General features: G+C 62.0%; 14 protein-coding genes. 10 read left to right on the forward strand and 4 right to left on the reverse strand.

Annotation, left to right across the window (positions count from 1 at the left end; translation table 11 throughout):
• Positions 1-14 precede the first annotated feature (14 nt).
• The 7 genes from potE to KW838_RS26050 all read left to right on the forward strand — a co-directional run bounded on the left by potE (position 15) and on the right by KW838_RS26050 (position 8,697).
• The gene (potE, locus tag KW838_RS26020; protein ID WP_102701695.1) at positions 15-1,424 is read left to right on the forward strand and encodes a putrescine-ornithine antiporter; all 1,410 of its coding nucleotides are present in this window, start codon (positions 15-17) and stop codon (positions 1,422-1,424) included.
• Entirely contained in the window at positions 1,421-3,706 is a 2,286-nt protein-coding gene (locus KW838_RS26025) for an Orn/Lys/Arg decarboxylase N-terminal domain-containing protein (RefSeq protein WP_102701696.1), read from the forward strand. Before potE ends, KW838_RS26025 begins: the two co-directional genes overlap by 4 nt.
• A 182-nt stretch (positions 3,707-3,888) precedes the next feature.
• Entirely contained in the window at positions 3,889-4,290 is a 402-nt protein-coding gene (locus tag KW838_RS26030) for a hypothetical protein (RefSeq protein WP_015094584.1), read from the forward strand.
• Positions 4,290-4,829, forward strand: coding sequence for an HD domain-containing protein (locus tag KW838_RS26035; protein ID WP_218503981.1), 540 nt, complete (start codon positions 4,290-4,292; stop codon positions 4,827-4,829). Before KW838_RS26030 ends, KW838_RS26035 begins: the two co-directional genes overlap by 1 nt.
• Positions 4,830-5,020: 191 nt before the next feature.
• The gene (locus KW838_RS26040; protein WP_218503982.1) at positions 5,021-6,634 is read left to right on the forward strand and encodes an arylsulfatase; all 1,614 of its coding nucleotides are present in this window, start codon (positions 5,021-5,023) and stop codon (positions 6,632-6,634) included.
• A 69-nt stretch (positions 6,635-6,703) separates the two neighbouring features.
• Positions 6,704-7,972: an OmpP1/FadL family transporter gene (locus KW838_RS26045; RefSeq protein ID WP_218503983.1), complete on the forward strand. Its 1,269-nt coding sequence runs from the start codon at positions 6,704-6,706 to the stop codon at positions 7,970-7,972.
• Between the two features lie 50 nt (positions 7,973-8,022).
• Entirely contained in the window at positions 8,023-8,697 is a 675-nt protein-coding gene (locus KW838_RS26050; protein ID WP_007978067.1) for a DUF3313 domain-containing protein, read from the forward strand.
• Positions 8,698-8,844: 147 nt separating this feature from the next.
• Here KW838_RS26050 and ligD read toward each other — a convergent pair whose 3' ends face one another.
• Positions 8,845-10,857, reverse strand: a complete 2,013-nt coding sequence (gene ligD / locus KW838_RS26055; RefSeq protein WP_218503984.1) for a DNA ligase D — start codon at positions 10,855-10,857, stop codon at positions 8,845-8,847.
• A 995-nt stretch (positions 10,858-11,852) separates the two neighbouring features.
• Positions 11,853-12,581 (reverse strand): tellurite resistance TerB family protein, encoded by a 729-nt coding sequence (locus KW838_RS26060; RefSeq protein WP_218503985.1) that lies wholly within the window; start codon positions 12,579-12,581, stop codon positions 11,853-11,855.
• A gap of 258 nt (positions 12,582-12,839) precedes the next feature.
• On the opposite strand from KW838_RS26060, the gene pcsA reads away from it, so the two are divergent.
• Complete coding sequence (gene pcsA, locus KW838_RS26065; RefSeq protein WP_102701706.1) at positions 12,840-13,562, forward strand: phosphatidylcholine synthase; 723 nt, start codon at positions 12,840-12,842, stop codon at positions 13,560-13,562.
• Between the two features lie 2 nt (positions 13,563-13,564).
• Positions 13,565-13,951, forward strand: coding sequence for a DUF488 domain-containing protein (locus tag KW838_RS26070; RefSeq protein WP_218503986.1), 387 nt, complete (start codon positions 13,565-13,567; stop codon positions 13,949-13,951).
• Positions 13,952-14,073: 122 nt separating this feature from the next.
• On the opposite strand, the gene KW838_RS26075 is transcribed toward KW838_RS26070, so the two are convergent.
• Together KW838_RS26075 and KW838_RS26080 are read right to left on the reverse strand one after the other, a co-directional pair.
• Positions 14,074-14,886, reverse strand: a complete 813-nt coding sequence (locus KW838_RS26075; protein ID WP_218503987.1) for a class I SAM-dependent methyltransferase — start codon at positions 14,884-14,886, stop codon at positions 14,074-14,076.
• Between the two features lie 44 nt (positions 14,887-14,930).
• On the reverse strand, positions 14,931-15,200 hold the full coding sequence (locus KW838_RS26080) for a DUF4242 domain-containing protein (RefSeq protein ID WP_102701709.1): 270 nt from the start codon (positions 15,198-15,200) through the stop codon (positions 14,931-14,933).
• A 177-nt stretch (positions 15,201-15,377) separates the two neighbouring features.
• Here KW838_RS26080 and KW838_RS26085 point away from each other — a divergent pair, with 177 nt between their 5' ends.
• Complete coding sequence (locus KW838_RS26085; RefSeq protein WP_007978348.1) at positions 15,378-16,370, forward strand: AraC family transcriptional regulator; 993 nt, start codon at positions 15,378-15,380, stop codon at positions 16,368-16,370.
• Positions 16,371-16,372: the final 2 nt, after the last annotated feature.

Genomic DNA, 16,372 nt, shown 5'->3' on the forward strand with positions numbered 1-16,372 from the left:
AGTGAGGCAACGGAATGTCAGTCGCAAAAAAAATGAGTGTAGGGCAACTGACAATGTTGACCGCAGTCAACATGTTGGGCTCAGGCATTGTGCTACTACCGACGAAACTAGCGGAAGTCGGTGCAATTTCGATTCTTTCCTGGCTGGTGACGGCCACCGGCTCCCTGGCTCTGGCCTACGCCTTTGCGCGATGCGGGATGCTCAGCCGCAAGACCGGCGGTATGGGCGGCTATGCCGAATACACGTTCGGTAAAGCCGGTAACTACATCACCAACTACACCTACGGCCTCTCACTGTTGATTGCCAACGTGGCGATCAGTATTACCGCAGTTGGCTATATACAGACGTTGTTCGGAATAAAACTTGATTCCCTGCAAGTCGGTCTCGCGACCATTGCCTTGTTGTGGATTACCACCTTCGCCAACTTTGGCGGCGCGAGCATTACCGGCCGGATCGGCGCGATCACCGTCTGGGGGGTGATTGCACCGGTGGTGCTGGTGTCCACGGTGGGCTGGTTCTATTTCGACAGCAGCGTCTACGCCGCTGGCTGGAACCCTCATGACAAAGGCTGGTTCGAAGCGGCGGGCGCCTCGGTGGCGATCACCCTGTGGGCCTTCCTTGGCCTGGAATCGGCTTGCGCCAACACCGACGCGGTGGAAAACCCTGAGCGCAACGTACCGATTGCCGTGCTGGGCGGCACCCTGGGTGCGGCGGTGATCTACATCGTCTCCACCAACGTCATCTTCGGCATCGTCGGCAACGAAGAACTGGTCGCGTCCACCGCGCCGTTCGGCCTGGTGTTCGCCAAGATGTTCACCCCGATGGTCGGCGACATCGTGATGGCGGCCATGGTGCTCGCCTGCATCGGTTCGTTGCTGGGTTGGCAGTTCACGATTGCACAGGTGTACAAAAGCTCGGCCGACACCGGTTACTTCCTGTCGATCTTCGCCAAGGCCAACAAGGCAGGTACCCCGATTGTCGGCATGCTGGTGCTGCTCGCCGCACAGACCGCACTGGCCCTGCTCACCATCAGTCCCGACCTGAGCAAGCAGTTCGACACCCTGGTCAACCTCGCGGTGGTGACCAACCTGGTACCGTACATCCTGTCCATGGCCGCGCTGATGACCATGCAGAAAGTCTCCAACGTGCCGGAAGGCAAGGCGCTGGCCACCAACGTCATTGCGCTGATCGCGGCGGCCTACAGCTACCTGGCGCTGTACAGCTCCGGTGAGCAGGCCCTGATGCTCGGTGGCGTCGCCACGATCTTCGGCTACACCCTGTTCGGCTTCGTCAACAACCGCCTGATCCGCCTCGAAGCACTCAACAACAGCGTACCGACGCAAACCGTCAGCGCGCAGCACCTCACTGCCGAGCCAGTGCCGGTGAACAATCTGAATAAAGCCACTCTGGAGATTCAAGCATGACGGACTATAAACACTCGCTGGGCATGCTGGCGCTACTGGTCAGCAGTCCACCGGACAAACGAACGGTGTTTGGCCGCGCCCTGGATCATCTGGTCCACGATGTAGAGGGACGTGGCGTCAGTGTCCTGGCTTCGGAAAGCCTTTCGGATGCCGCATCGATCCTGCGTTCGGACCCTGCCGTCCAGTGCGTACTCATCCGCTGGGAAATGGACACCAGCGACGGCCACGCCGACTGCATCAAGCTGCTGGTCAAACTGCGCGAGCGCAACACCCGGGTGCCGGTGTTCCTGATCAGCGACCGTACCACCGCGTCGAGCATTCCGTTGCTGGTCATGCAACACGCCGACGACTTCATCTGGCTGCCCGAAGACACCACCGGTTTCCTCAGCGGGCGCATCCTGGCCGCCATCGAACGCTATCGTCAGGCGGCCCTGCCACCGATGTTCGGCGCGCTGGTGAAGTTTGCCCGCACCTATGAATATTCCTGGCACACCCCGGGCCATGCCGGCGGCACCGCGTTTCTCAAGAGCACTGCCGGGCGCGCCTTCTACGAGTTCTTCGGTGAAAACCTGCTGCGTTCCGACCTGTCGATCTCGGTCGGCGAACTGGGTTCCCTGCTCGATCACAGCGGCCCCATCGGCCAGGGCGAACGTTATGCCGCCAAGGTCTTCGGTGCGCACCGCACGTACTACGTGACCAACGGTTCGTCGATGTCCAACCGCGTCATTCTCATGGCCAGCGTCACGCGCAACCAGATCGCCCTGTGCGACCGCAATTGCCACAAGTCCGCCGAGCATGCGATGACCCTGTCCGGGGCCATTCCGACCTACCTGGTGCCGACCCGCAACCGCTACGGCATCATCGGCCCGATCCTGCCGCAGACCCTGAGCGCCGAAGGCGTGAAAGCCGCCATCGCCAACAACCCGCTGGTCAAGAAAGGCATCGACCCGACGCCGGTGCACGCCATTGTCACCAACTCGACCTACGACGGCCTGACCTACAACGTCACCCGCGTCGAAGAGTTGCTGGGCGAAAGCGTCGACCGCCTGCACTTCGACGAAGCCTGGTACGGATATGCGCGCTTCAACCCGCTGTACAGCGGACGCCATGCCATGCACGGCAACCCGGCCGACCACGACAAGTCCAAGCCGACCGTGTTCGCCACCCAGTCGACCCACAAGTTGCTGGCCGCGCTGTCCCAGGCCTCGATGATCCACGTGCGCGACGGCCGTAACCCGATTGAACATGCGCGCTTCAACGAGTCGTACATGATGCACGCCTCGACCTCGCCGAACTACGCGATCATGGCGTCCTGCGACGTCAGCTCGGCCATGATGGAAGCGCCGAGCGGACAGATCCTCACCAGCGAGTCGATCGAAGAAGCCATCAGTTTCCGCCAGGTTCTCTCGCGCATGCACAACGAGATGCTGAGCAAGGACGACTGGTTCTTCACCTGCTGGCAGCCGCCGACCGTACAGGTGGGCGCCGCGACCGTGCCGTTCCATGAGGTCGACCCGGCTACCCTTAAAACCGACCCGAACTGCTGGGTCCTGCACCCGAATGCGGTATGGCACGGTTTTGGTGACATCGAAGACGGCTACTGCATGCTCGACCCGATCAAGGTGTCGGTACTTGCCCCGGGCATGGGCGACGACGGCAACCTGCTCGCCTCCGGTATCCCGGCCTGTGTGATCACCGCGTACCTGGGGCGCCAGGGTATCGTGGTCGAGAAAACCACCGACTTCACCATCCTGTTCCTGTTCTCCATCGGTATCACCAAAGGCAAGTGGGGCACGCTGCTCAACGCCCTGCTCGACTTCAAGCGCGATTACGACGACAACGCCGAGCTGGAGCTGTGCCTGCCCGACCTGTACAACGCCAACCAGCGACGCTATGCCGGCATGGGCCTCAAGGATCTGGCCGACGAAATCTTCGCCGCCATGAAGAAACACAAGACCACCGCCAACATGTCCCAGGCCTTCGGCACCTTGCCAAAAGCCGAGTTCAGCCCGGTGGAGGCCTACGAGAAACTGGTGCGCAACGACATCGAACTGGTGACCCTCGAGCAAGCCGCCGGGCGTCTTGCCGCCACCGGTATCGTGCCGTATCCGCCAGGCATCCCGTTGCTCATGCCAGGTGAGAACGCAGGCCCTGCGGACGGTCCGCTGCTGGCGTATCTCAAGGCACTGGAAGCTTTCGACAAATCCTTCCCAGGCTTCACCCATGACACCCACGGGATCGAGGTTGAGGATGGCGTTTACCGGATGCTGGTCTTGAAGTGAGGTAAGCGAGACTCACCGTAAAACCTGTGGGAGCGAGCCTGCTTGCGAAGACGGCCTGACAGTCACCCAAGATGGCGACTGACACTCCGCTTTCGCGAGCAGGCTCGCTCCCACATTGCTTTGCATACTCTCCCAAAATCCCTATGGGCAAACTCAATCACCGCGCTCTATGATTGATCCCCATGACCACCACCGCTCCAATTCGCTCACCCTGCCCGCCCGGCGCCTGCGACTGCGGGCGTGACCCGCTGCTGGAAACACCGGGGGCGGACCTGCGCATCCTGTTTCTGACCCGCAACGAAGAAAAACGCCTGATCGAACGCCTGGAAAATCTGCAGAGCCTGAGCGATCTGGAGCACCTGCAACGGCGTATGCTCGAACAGTTGGGCATCCGCGTGGACATCGCCCCCGGCTTCAATGAGGTGCGCACCATGCGCGGCATCGGCATCCAGATCGGCGAACTGCCGGGGCTGTGCCGCAAGACCCGCGCCAACATCCCGGCCGCCATTCGCCGAGCCATGGAAAAGCGCCCGGAGATTGCCTACGAGCTGCTCAATGCCAACGACCTGTTGCGTGACGCCTGATGAAGCCCATTCTCGAATTCCCCCTCACCGACGAGATCCTCACCTCGTTCGCCCTGGCCATCGGCGCCGACCTGCAGGGCTACCGCAACCACATTTACCGGGTGCTGAATTTCCATGCCGCCCTCAGCGGTACCGAAGACTTGCCCCCGGATGCCGTACAGATCGCAGCGGCGTTTCATGACCTGGGTATCTGGACCGATGACACCCTTGACTACCTGCCGCCGTCCATTGCACTGGCCACTGAATATCTCGACAGCCGACAACGCCCGCAACTCAAAGATCAAGTCAGTGCGTTGATACTCGAGCACCACAAGCTGCGTCGGTATCGCGGCGCTTGTGCCGACAGCGTCGAACCCTTCCGCCGGGCCGATCTGGTGGATGTGTCCCTGGGTCTGGTCCGCTTCGGCCTGCCCCGAAGCTTCATCAAGACCGTGCAGTCGACCTTTCCCGATCACGGTTTTCACTCGATGCTGATGAAGCTTTCAGCCCGCCAACTGCTCCACTCGCCGCTACGACCGCTGCCCATGTTTCGCTGGTGAAACAGGCGTCTGTCAGCCAAGCGCTTTTGCGAACGGTCATTTCTGGCAAACGCCCTGAAGCACTCACTTTCTGACTATCCAGAACTGGATATTTTGCAATTCAAACCTACGCTCTTGGCGGGGGAATACTAATTTCAATGACGGTTGGGGGCTCGTCTCGAAGTACTCACGCAAGTACGCAGGAGCTCTACATGAACCGGACAACCTTATCCTCGATGTTTGCGGTACCGCTGTTGCTGTCTGCAATGGCGATTCCCGGCCTGACCCTGGCCGCCGACAAAGCCCCCAACATCCTGGTGATCATGGGCGACGACATTGGCTGGTCGAATATCGGTGTCTACAACCAGGGCATGATGGCTGGCAGAACCCCCAACCTCGACCAACTCGCCGCTGAAGGCATGCGCTTTACCGACTATTACGCCGAGGCCAGTTGCACGGCCGGGCGCGCCAACTTCATCACCGGCGAACTGCCGATTCGCACCGGCATGACCACCGTCGGCCAGGCCGGCTCGCCCGTGGGTATTCCCGCCGAAGCCGTCACCATCGCGACCGCGCTCAAGGCCATGGGCTATGCCACCGGCCAGTTCGGCAAGAATCACTTGGGCGACTTGAACGAGTTCCTGCCCACCGTGCACGGCTTCGACGAATTCTTCGGCTACCTCTACCACCTCGACGCCATGGAAGACCCGGCGCACCCCAACTATCCGCAAGAACTGCTCGCCACCGTTGGCCCGCGCAACATGGTCCACAGCTGGGCCACCACCACCGATGACACGACCGTGATGCCGCGCTGGGGCAAGGTCGGCAAGCAGAAAATCGAAGATGCCGGCACGCTCTATCCGGAGCGGATGAAAACCGTCGACGACGAGATTCGCGACAAGGCCTTCTCGTTCATCGACAAGGCCAAGCAGGACAACAAACCGTTCTTCGTCTGGCTCAACCCGACCCGCATGCACATCGTCACGCACCTGTCCGACAAGTACGAAGCCATGCGCAATGCGCAAAATGGCTGGTCGGAACAGGAAGCCGGCATGGCGCAGCTCGATGACATCGTCGGCGAAGTCATGGCGAAGCTGAAAAAAGACGGCATGGACGACAACACCATCGTGGTTTTCACCACCGATAACGGTGCGGAAAACTTCACCTGGCCGGATGGCGGCACCACCCCGTTCGCCATGGGCAAAGGCACGGTGATGGAAGGCGGCTTCCGGGCACCGGCGATCATTCGCTGGCCGGGCAAGGTACCGGCCAACCAGGTCGCCAACGGCATCATGTCCGGCATGGACTGGTTCCCGACCCTGGTCGCAGCGGCGGGCAACCCGAACATCACGGCGGAACTGCTCAAGGGCAAACAATTGGGTGATACCACCTACAAAGTTCACCTGGACGGCTATGATCAAACACCAATGATCACCGGAAAAGGCCCGTCGAACCGGCATGAAATCTTCTACTTTGGAGAGAGCACCCTGGGTGCGATCCGCATCGATGACTTCAAGTACCGTTTCATCGATCAGCCCGGGGGCTGGCTGGGTGCCAAGGTCACGCTGGACATGCCGATCCTGACTAACCTGCGCCTCGATCCGTTCGAACGTGCCGGATGGCCGGAAAACATGGCGGCCAATGGTTCGCTGGAATATTTCGAGTGGTTCAAATTCCAGTTCTGGCGTTTTGTATTTGTACAGCAACAAGTGGTCAAACTGGCCGAAACAGCCGTGGAGTTTCCGCCGATGCAGAAAGGCGCGAGCTTCAACCTTGATGCGGTCAAGGCCAAGATCGAAGCGGCCCGGGCAGCCATGGCCAAGTAAACAGCCGAAACCATGGGTGGCCGGCACAGGCCACCCACATTCGAAATGGACATTTGCTGAGGTAGTTACATGCGCACAAGCACACTGGCCCTACCCGCCTGTACGCTACTCGCCCTGTGCTGCCAGCCAGCCTGGGCCGGCGGCATCATACTTTACGAAATCGGCACCGATAACGCTGGCCTGGCCAACGCCGGTGCCGCTGCCCGCGCCCAAGGCCCCTCGACCATCGCCAGCAACCCGGCGGGCATGAGCTACCTGCCAGGCACGCAAATCACCGCCGGCTTGCAGGTGCTGTACGGCGATTTGAGCTTCGACCGCGACGCCGGCACCAACACTCCGGGCAGCGGCAGTGGCAACGCCCTCGACCCGATTCCCGGCGGCAGCTTCTTCATCAGCCATGAACTGGACGAACACTGGAGCGTCGGTTTCGGCCAGTACGGCGACTTCGGGTTGGCGGTCAACTACGACAACGACTGGTCCGGTCGCTACTTCGCGCAAAACTCCAGCCTGCTCGGCCTGTCGCTGGTACCGAGTGTGGCTTATCGCTTCAACGAGCAGTGGTCGGTTGGCCTCGGCGTCAAGGCCATGTACGGCATGTTGCAGGCGCAAACCGCGATTGACCGCTCCCCCTTCGGTTTCACCGACCGCACCGACGGCCAGTACAAATACAAGGACGGCACCTGGGGCTTTGGCGCCAACGTTGGAGTGATCTATGCCCCGCAAACCGGCACGCGGATTGGCCTGACCTACACCAGCCAGGTCGATCTGGACTTCGAGGACCGGCTGGACGTGAATGGCGATGGCCGACTGCTCGAGCGCGTCAACAACACCAAGACCGAACTCGACATGAAGGTGCCGCAAACCGTCACCCTGAGCCTGTTCCAGCAACTGGACCGGCAATGGGCCTTGCTGGCCTCAGTCAACTGGCAGGACTGGTCGGAATTCGGTGACATCGGCGTACAGGTCGACACCACCGCAGTCGGTGCGCAATCGACAACAGTCGACGCCGGCTTCAAGGACACCTGGCACCTGTCCCTGGGTGCGCAATACCAGGCCACCGAGCAATGGCTGTGGAACGTCGGCGTGGCGTACGACAGCAGTGCCGTGTCGGACAGCAACCGCAGCGTGATCGTGCCGATGAACGAATCCTGGCGCATTGCCACAGGAGCCACCTATGCTCTGAACAAGGACACCGATATCAACGTCAGTTGGGCCATGGTCTGGCTCGGCGACATGCCGGTTGACCAGACCAAGTCCGTATCCGGCAATCAGATTTCCGGTGAGTTCGACAATGCCTGGATTCAAGCCCTGAGCGGGAACATGACCTGGCGATTTTGATGTCTTGTAAACGAAAGAACGACGATTTTATCCAAGGAGTAGACACCACTATGAATCTGTCCCGAAAACTGCTGGTCGGCGCTGCGCTGGCAAGTCTGTTGCTAGGCGGTTGCACCTCGAAAGTGACTGAGAAGGAACAGTACTCAGGCTTCCTGTCCAACTACAACAACCTGCAGGAAGTCGAAACGCCGAGCGGCGGCACCGCGATGCGCTGGGTCAGCCCTTCGTGGAACCCGAATGCGTATGACACCGTGGTGTTCAACAAACTGGAACTGTACCCGGCGCCCAAACCCGATGAGCGGGTCAACCAGCAGACGCTCACCGACATTCAGAACTACATGACCAACAAGGCCAAGGCCACGCTGGGTCAGCGGTACCGCGTAGTGTCGAACTCCTCAGCGGCTCCGGCGGGTTCCCGACCCCTGATCATGCGCGCGGCGATTACCGGGGTGAACGCCGAGAACGAAGGCATGAAGTGGTATGAAGTGGTCCCCATCGCGGCCGTCGTCGGGGCAACCCAGGCAGCCACCGGTCACCGTGACCAGGACACCACCCTGTTCATCGAAGCCGAGTTCATCGACGCGAAGAGCAATCAGACCGTGGCCAAAGTGGTGCGCAAGGTGTTTGGCACTACCCTGGAAAATGAAAGCCAGAAGATTACCGCCAAGGACTTCAAGGCGGCGATCGACAAACTGGGTACCGACTTCCAGGCCTTCCTCAAGTAACACCCCACCCTTGTGGCGAGCGAGCTTGCTCGCGCCGGGCTGCGCAGCGGCCCCATGACTGTCGGCAACGACGTGTTGTGTGACTGCTGCGCAGTCGAGCGGGAGCAAGCTCCCTCGCCACATGAGGTCCCTTCCCGATCCTTCCGGTCACTTCTTCATCCCCACCCGCCGGCGCATTTCGGCAGTGATCGCCTGCCGGGTCTTGCGCATGTCCGCCCAGGGCTCATCGCCGACTTCAGCCAGGCGTTCAAGCGCGTTGTGCAGGTTCCACTGATTGCCGCCCTTGAGTTCGGCAACCTCTTGGCGAAAGATCGGCATCGACACCGGCAGGCCCTCACGGGTCCGGACGGCGTAGGCACAGATGGTGGTCGCGCCCAGGCCATTGCGCAGGTAATCGATGAAGATCCGCCCGACCCGGTTCTTCGGTCCCGACACCGCCGAAAAACGCTCGGGCAACAGCCTGGCCATGTGGCTGACGATGGCATGGCTGAAGTCCTTGACCTCATCCCAACCGAGCTTGCGGGTCAGCGGTACCACCACATGGATGCCCTTGCCGCCGCTGGTTTTCAGAAACGCCTTGAGCCCCAGTTCATCCAGCACCGACAGCGTCAACTCAGTGGCCTCGATCATGCGTTTCCATGGCAGCGCCGGGTCCGGGTCAAGGTCGAGGATAAAACGGTCCGGCTTGTCGAAGTTGGCCGACGTGGCGTTCCAGGTGTGCAACTCCACGGTACTCATCTGCACCGCGCCAATCAGCGCCTCGGCATTGTTGATCAGCATCATCGGCTGACCGGTGAGCTGCTTGTCCAGCGTGGCGATGCCGGGGATCGCCAGGTGCTCGGCATTCTTCTGGAAAAACAGCTCGCCGGCGATACCGTCCGGCGCACGCACCAGCGCCACCGGGCGATCCTTGAGCTCGGGCAGGATCCACTCGGCGACACTCGCGTAGTACTGCGCCAGTTGCAGTTTGGTGGTGCCGCTGCCGGGGTCGATCACCCGGTCCGGGTGAGTGATGCGCACCTGGCCCTCGTCCAGACCGATTTGCGAAGGTGCGGGGTCGGGCTTCTTCTGTGTGGCAGCGGTTTTTTTCGCAGTGGAGGTTTTCACGGTTTTCGCGCGCTCCTCGGTGATGTCGTGTGCCGGTTTGTCATTGCGCAGGCCATGGAACACGGCGTGGCGCACCGAGCCGTCCCGGGTCATTTCAGCGAAAGCCACTTCTGCCAGCAGCTTGGGTTTGAGCCAATGCACATCCCTGGCCTCGGCACCGCCGGGTGGATTGACCACCGGCGGTTTTTTCACCTGCAACGGCTTGAGCTGCTCATGGAGGCTGCGCAGCGTCGCCTCGTTGAACCCGGTGCCGACTTTGCCGGCATAGCGCAACTCGCCACTGTCGTGGTCATGCAGCCCCAGCAGCAGCGCGCCGAAGGCATGGCGCGAGCCTTTCGGCTCGGTGAATCCGACGATGACGAACTCCTGCCGATGCTGGCATTTGAGCTTGATCCAGTCGCTGCTGCGCCGGGAGACATAGGGCGACCCAAGGCGCTTGCCGATCAAGCCCTCCATGCGCATCCGGCAGGCGCTGTCGAACAAGGCTTGCGGCTCCTCGCCAAACGACTCGGAGAAGCGCAGCAGCGGCTGGTCATTGGCCTTGAGCACAGTCGCCAGCGCGGCCCGACGTTCTTCGACCGGCACTTCACGCAAGTCCACGCCATTGAGGTACGGCAGGTCGAACAGGTAGTAGAGAATGCCGTCGCTGCGCTGCGCCTCGAAGGCGTTTTGCAGCGCCTGAAAGTCCGGCACACCCTGGTCGTCGGCCACCACCATTTCGCCATCGAGCCACGCCGATTCCAGGCCAAGCGCGACCAGGGCCTGGGCCTGCTCTGGCAGTTTGTGGGTCCAGTCGTGGCCATTGCGGGTGAGCAGCCTGACGTCACCGTGGTCGATGCGGGCCATGATCCGGTAGCCGTCGAACTTGATTTCGTAGCTCCACGCGCCGTCCGGGACCCTGTCCACCAGCGTCGCCAATTCCGGCTTGAGCAGGTCCGGCAACCTGGCTTTGCGTGCGCCGGTCAGTGGCGATGGTTTTTCCTTGCTTGAGCGCTTGGCGGCTGGCTCGCCAGTCGCCGAAAAATCGCGCCTGTCATCGAGGTTGCGGGGCATGGCTCACCTGCTTCGCGCCAGGACGTCGGATGCAAACGTCTCTTAACCAAGCAGAGCCGGCGAGCGGCGCAATAATTCAATCGGCGTTGAAAAGGCCCGGACGGACGGGCTTTTGGCGCGGGGTGCGGCCGGTGTTTCAGCAGGTTGACCGCGTTATCGTTCTTCGCGAGCAAGCCCGCTCCCACAGGGATTTTCAGCGCTTGCAGAATCTGCGTTCGGCGCGGATCAACCTGTGGGAGCGAGCTTGCTCGCGATGGCGGTGGGTCAGACGCCAAGGATGTTGACTGTGGCGACCGCTTCGCGAGCAGGCTCGCTCCCACAGGGATTTTCAGCGCTTGCAGAATCTGCGTTCGGCGCGGATCAACCTGTGGGAGCGAGCTTGCTCGCGATGGCGGTGGGTCAGACGCCAAGGATGTTGACTGTGGCGACCGCTTCGCGAGCAGGCTCGCTCCCACAGGGATTTTCAGCGCTTGCAGAATCTGCGTTCGGCGCGGATCAACCTGTGGGAGCGAGCTTGCTCGCGATGGCGGTGGGTCAGACGCCAAGGATGTTGACTGTGGCGACCGCTTCGCGAGCAGGCTCGCTCCCACAATGATTTTCAGCGCACACAGCCTCTGCGTTCGGCGCGGATCAACCTGTGGGAGCGAGCTTGCTCGCGATGGCGGTGGCTCAGGCGCCAAGGATGTTGACTGTGACGACCGCTTCGCGAGCAGGCTCGCTCCCACAATGATTTTCAGCGCACACAGCCTCTGCGCTCGGCGCGGATCAACCTGTGGGAGCGAGCTTGCTCGCGATGGCGGTGGGTCAGGCGCCAAGGATGTTGACTGTGACGACCGCTTCGCGAGCAGGCTCGCTCCCACAATGATTTTCAGCGCACACAACCTCTGTTCACGGCGCGGATCAACCTGTGGGAGCGAGCTTGCTCGCGATGGCGGTGGGTCAGGCACCAAGGATGTTGACTGTGACGACCGCTTCGCGAGCCTGCTCGCGAAGCTTTAGGCAGTACCCTTGACCTGCTGCTCCAGACGCAATTGCAACTCCGGCTCGATCTGCAATGCCGCGGCCAGTTCATCCAGATAGTTGCGCTCGGCGTCCTGCTGGTCGTCCACCAGCATCACGCTGGCCAGGTACATCTCCGAGGCCATGCCGGGGTCGGTGGCCGACTGCGCCACTTCATTGGGGTCCAGCGGCTTGGCGACCTCGTCGTCCAGCCATTGCTGCAATTGCGGATCGTCGGTGTGACGGCCGATTTCAGTGCTGATCATCTGCTTTTCGGATTCATCGATCCGGCCATCGGCCTTGGCCGCCGCAATCAATGCCCGCAGGATCGCATGGCTGTGTTCCTCGGCTTCCGGGCCGGCCAGCAAGTCCACGGTGCGCGGCGCTTCCTGCGGCGCCGACGCCTGGCTGCGTTGCCAGGCCTGGTACGCCTGGAACGCCATCATGCCCAGGGACGCCAGCGCCGCATAATTGGTGCCGCCACCGGAGCGGCTTTGGGGTGCGCCGCCCATCGGCGAACCGCCGCCCAGCAATCCACCGAGCAAACCGCCCAACCCTGCGCCACCGCCGCCCGCACCCGCACCGGCGCCACCGCCCAACAACCCGCCGAGCAATCCGCCCAGGTCGCCGAGCCCGCCCTGGGCCGACGCGCCACCGCCGCCCCGTTGCGCCATCGAGCCCTGGCCGGCGCGCAATAACTGTTCGAGCAGATCGCTGGTGTTCATGACGCTTGTCCTCTTGGGAAGAGTTCTGTCCAGACAGGCAACGATAGACCTCGCAGACGAATGTGCCAGCGCCGTTGGGCTGACGCGCCCGCGTCACGGCGGATTGTCCGGGGTATTTTTTTTCAGCGCGGCTAAGATTCATAGGTGGTGAACCTTATACGCGGATACCCGGTCGATACCTGCAACCCGACCCGGTTTGCCAGCGCCCTCTTACGCGGGGCGTCAACTGGCTTGCTTCATTCACTGGAGAACGCCCCTGTGATTTCAACCCTGTACATCGCCAGACTCAAAGCATGGGGCGCCCATGGTTTTACGGCCACCGGCGTGGTCACCGCTTTCCTCGCCACCCTGTCCCTGCTGGATAACCAGCCGACCCATTGCCTGCTGTGGCTGGGTGTCGCCCTGATCGTCGACGGACTGGACGGCGCACTGGCGCGCAAGGTCAACGTGCAGTCGGTGTTGCCGAGCTTCGATGGCTCGATCCTCGACCTGGTGATCGATTACCTGACGTATGTGTTTATCCCGGCGCTGTTCATCTATCGCTACATCCCGTTACCGGACTACACCCTGCTGCTGAGCGTGTCGCTGATTCTGGTGTCGTCGCTGTTCTGCTTCTGCAACGTCAACATGAAGAGCAAGGACAACTACTTCCAGGGCTTCCCCGCCGCCTGGAACGTGGTTGCCCTGTGCCTGTACATCATCGCCCCGTCGCCGTGGATCACCTTCCTGACCGTGATTGGCCTGGCCCTGCTGACGGTGACCCGGATGAAATTCCTGCACCCATTCCGCGTGCGCCGGTTCATGCCGATCAACATTGCAGTGACGGCCATCTGGTTGCTGTGCAGCTTGTCGCTGGTGCTCAACCATCCGGTGATCAACCCGATGGTGATGGGGCTGTGGCTGCTGATGTCGGCGTATTTCCTCGGTATCTGCTTCTGGCGCACGGCGCTGGAGTGGTTCGACGAATCGCGGCTCAAGTAGCCATGGCGGTCCATATCGTTCAACTGGGTTCGCCGCGTCACCCCGACGAAGGCTTGCGCCTGGGCACGGTACGCCGCCCTCCCCGTGGCGTACCGAAAGCCGAATTCGCCAGCCGGGATTTTTATGATGTCTGGCAACCCTTGCTGTCACCCAGCGCGGAACTGGTGGCCGAGGCCAAGGCTGCGCAGGATGCCAAGGCCTGGGCGGTGTTCCGGCGCAAGTTCAAGGCCGAGATGAACCAGCCAGCCGCCAGCCAGATGCTGGACCTGCTGGCCGCGCTGTCCCACCGGACGTCCCTGGCCGTGGGGTGTTATTGCGAGGATGAAGCGCATTGTCATCGGTCGGTGTTGCGCGAGTTGCTGGAGGCGCGGGGGGCGAAGGTTGTTTAGTCTGCACCACCATCCAATGTGGGAGCGGGCTTGCTCGCGAAAGCGGTGTATCAGTCACAATAGCTGCGACTGGAAGACCGTCTTCGCGAGCAAGCCCGCTCCCACATGGGACTTGTGGTCACTCAACGCCGTGTGATCACCACCTCCAGGTATTCACTCGGCACCACCAGCGACTTGTCGCCCGCCCGGTTCATCCGGTTGATCAGCTCGCTCAGGTCCGCTTCCAGGGCCTTGGCGCCATCCGCGGGCAGTGCGGCGAAGGCTTTGTGCACCGGCCCGTACCACTGGCGGAAGGTGTCGATGAAATGCGCCGCCGAGCGATAGCGGAAATTGAACGTGCGGCGCGTCACCTGCAGCAGGAATTCCCGCTCGTCGAAATGCTCGTGCAGCCAGGCTTCGGTGCCCCAGCGCGAGGGCGGATTCGCTCCCGGCGGTGGCGGCAGGTGCTGGCCCAGGGTCTTGAACATCTGGCCGACGAAGCCTTCCGGCGTCCAGTTGGCCAGGCCGATCCGCCCGCCCGGGCGGCAGACTCGTGCCAGCTCCGCGGCGGCCTTGGGCTGGTCCGGCGTGAACATCACACCGAAAGTGGAAAGCACAGCGTCGAAGCTGGCGTCGGCAAAGGGCAAGGCTTCGGCATCGGCGACCTGGAAAGAGACGTTCAGGCGTTCTGCCCGGGCCCGCTCTTCGCCGCGTTCGAGCAAGGCGGCGACATAGTCGGTGGACGTCACCTTGCAGCCTCGGCGCGCGGCCGCGAGGGTCGCATTGCCGTTACCGGCGGCGACGTCGAGCACGCGCTCATCGCACAACAGGTCGCAGGCTTCGGCCAGTTGCTCGCCGACGATTTGCAGGGTGGTGCCGATCACGGCGTAGTCGCCGCTGGCCCAGGAGGCCATTTGACGGTTTTTCAAGGCAGTCAGATCAATGGGTGTACTCATGGAGGCAGTCTCTGGGTTGAAACACGAATCGGGCCTGATCGCGGTTACTCCGCTGTCGTCGGGTCGATGATGTTCATGACCCGGGAAATGCGGTTGGCGGGAAAACCACTGATCCTGGCGTGTTCCTGGATCTGCGCTTCGCTCGGCGAGATGTACACGCAATAGAGCTTGTCACCGGTGACATAGCTCTGCAGCCACTGTACCTCTGGCAACTCACGCAAGGCCTGGCAGGACTTTAGCGAAGCGGCTTTCAAATCCCTTTCCGACAGAGCTCCGGCGCCCTGGATCTCACGTTCAATGACGAACTTAGGCATGGCAACCTCTCTTTATTGTTCTGGATGGCAGGGCGCGTTCACCCTGTGATCAAACTATCGTCCTGACCGGCGCTGGCGTCCTGCCCGATCGTCGCCCAAGCCTGCCCGATCGTCCGGAGATTCCACACGGCGCACCGACGCGTTCACAATCAGGAATCCTGTCACGGGGAAATCCCTATGGACGCTCTGTCACAGACCCTGCGGGTGGTGCACCTGGTCGGCGCGATCTTCATCAACGCCCGGTTCACCGCGCCCTGGTGCTACCAGTCGCCCAGCGCCGACACGGCCGCGCCGTTCCTGGAGCCCGATGCGGAACGGGTGGTGATCTTTCACCTGATCACCGAGGGCGAGTGCTACGTCGAGTTGGGCGATGACCCGCCGCTGCTGCTGAGCGCTGGCGACGTGGTGATCTTCCCTCAGGGCGATGCCCATCGCATGTGCTCCCGACCGGGATTGCCCCCGGCCACGGGTGCACGACTGGATGCGGTACTGGCACGCCGGCCCCGCCAGCTGAGCTATGGCGGCGGTGGTGCGGTCACCCGCCTGGTCTGCGGCTACCTGGCGTGCGACACGCGCCTGGCGGGCATGTTGCTCAAGGGCTTGCCGCCCGTGGTGCGGGTCAACGTGCGCGGTTCGAGTGCCGGTATCTGGCTGGAATCCTCCGTGCGCTACGCCCTCGCCGAAGCCCGTTCGCCCCGCCCCGGCGGCGAAGGGGTCCTGGCCAAACTCGCCGAGGTACTGTTCATCGAAGTGCTGCGCCTGTACATGAACGAACAGGGCGAAGGCCGCACCGGCTGGCTGGCCGGTGTACGCGACCGCATCGTCGGCGCCGCCCTCAACGCCTTGCACAAAAAACCCTGCCACGCCTGGACGCTGGACGAACTGGCGCGCACCGCCAGCACTTCAAGATCGGTATTGGCCGAGCGCTTCCAGCAACTGGTGGGGGTGTCGCCGATGCAGTACCTGACGCAATGGCGTATGTTGCTTGCCGCCAACCTGTTGCGCAGCAGCAACAACTCATTGACGCGCATCGCCGAAGAAGTGGGTTACCAGACCGATACCGCCTTCAGCCGCGCCTTTCGGCGCGAGTTCGGTGCACCGCCGGCGGCGTGGCGGCGTGGTCAGGAGAAAAAAAACATGGCCCACGAGGCTATGCCCGTGAGCCATTGATC

Origin of the sequence: Pseudomonas sp. PDM27 (genome assembly GCF_019219205.1) — a bacterium.
In the GTDB taxonomy this organism is placed as follows: domain Bacteria; phylum Pseudomonadota; class Gammaproteobacteria; order Pseudomonadales; family Pseudomonadaceae; genus Aquipseudomonas; species Aquipseudomonas laurylsulfatiphila.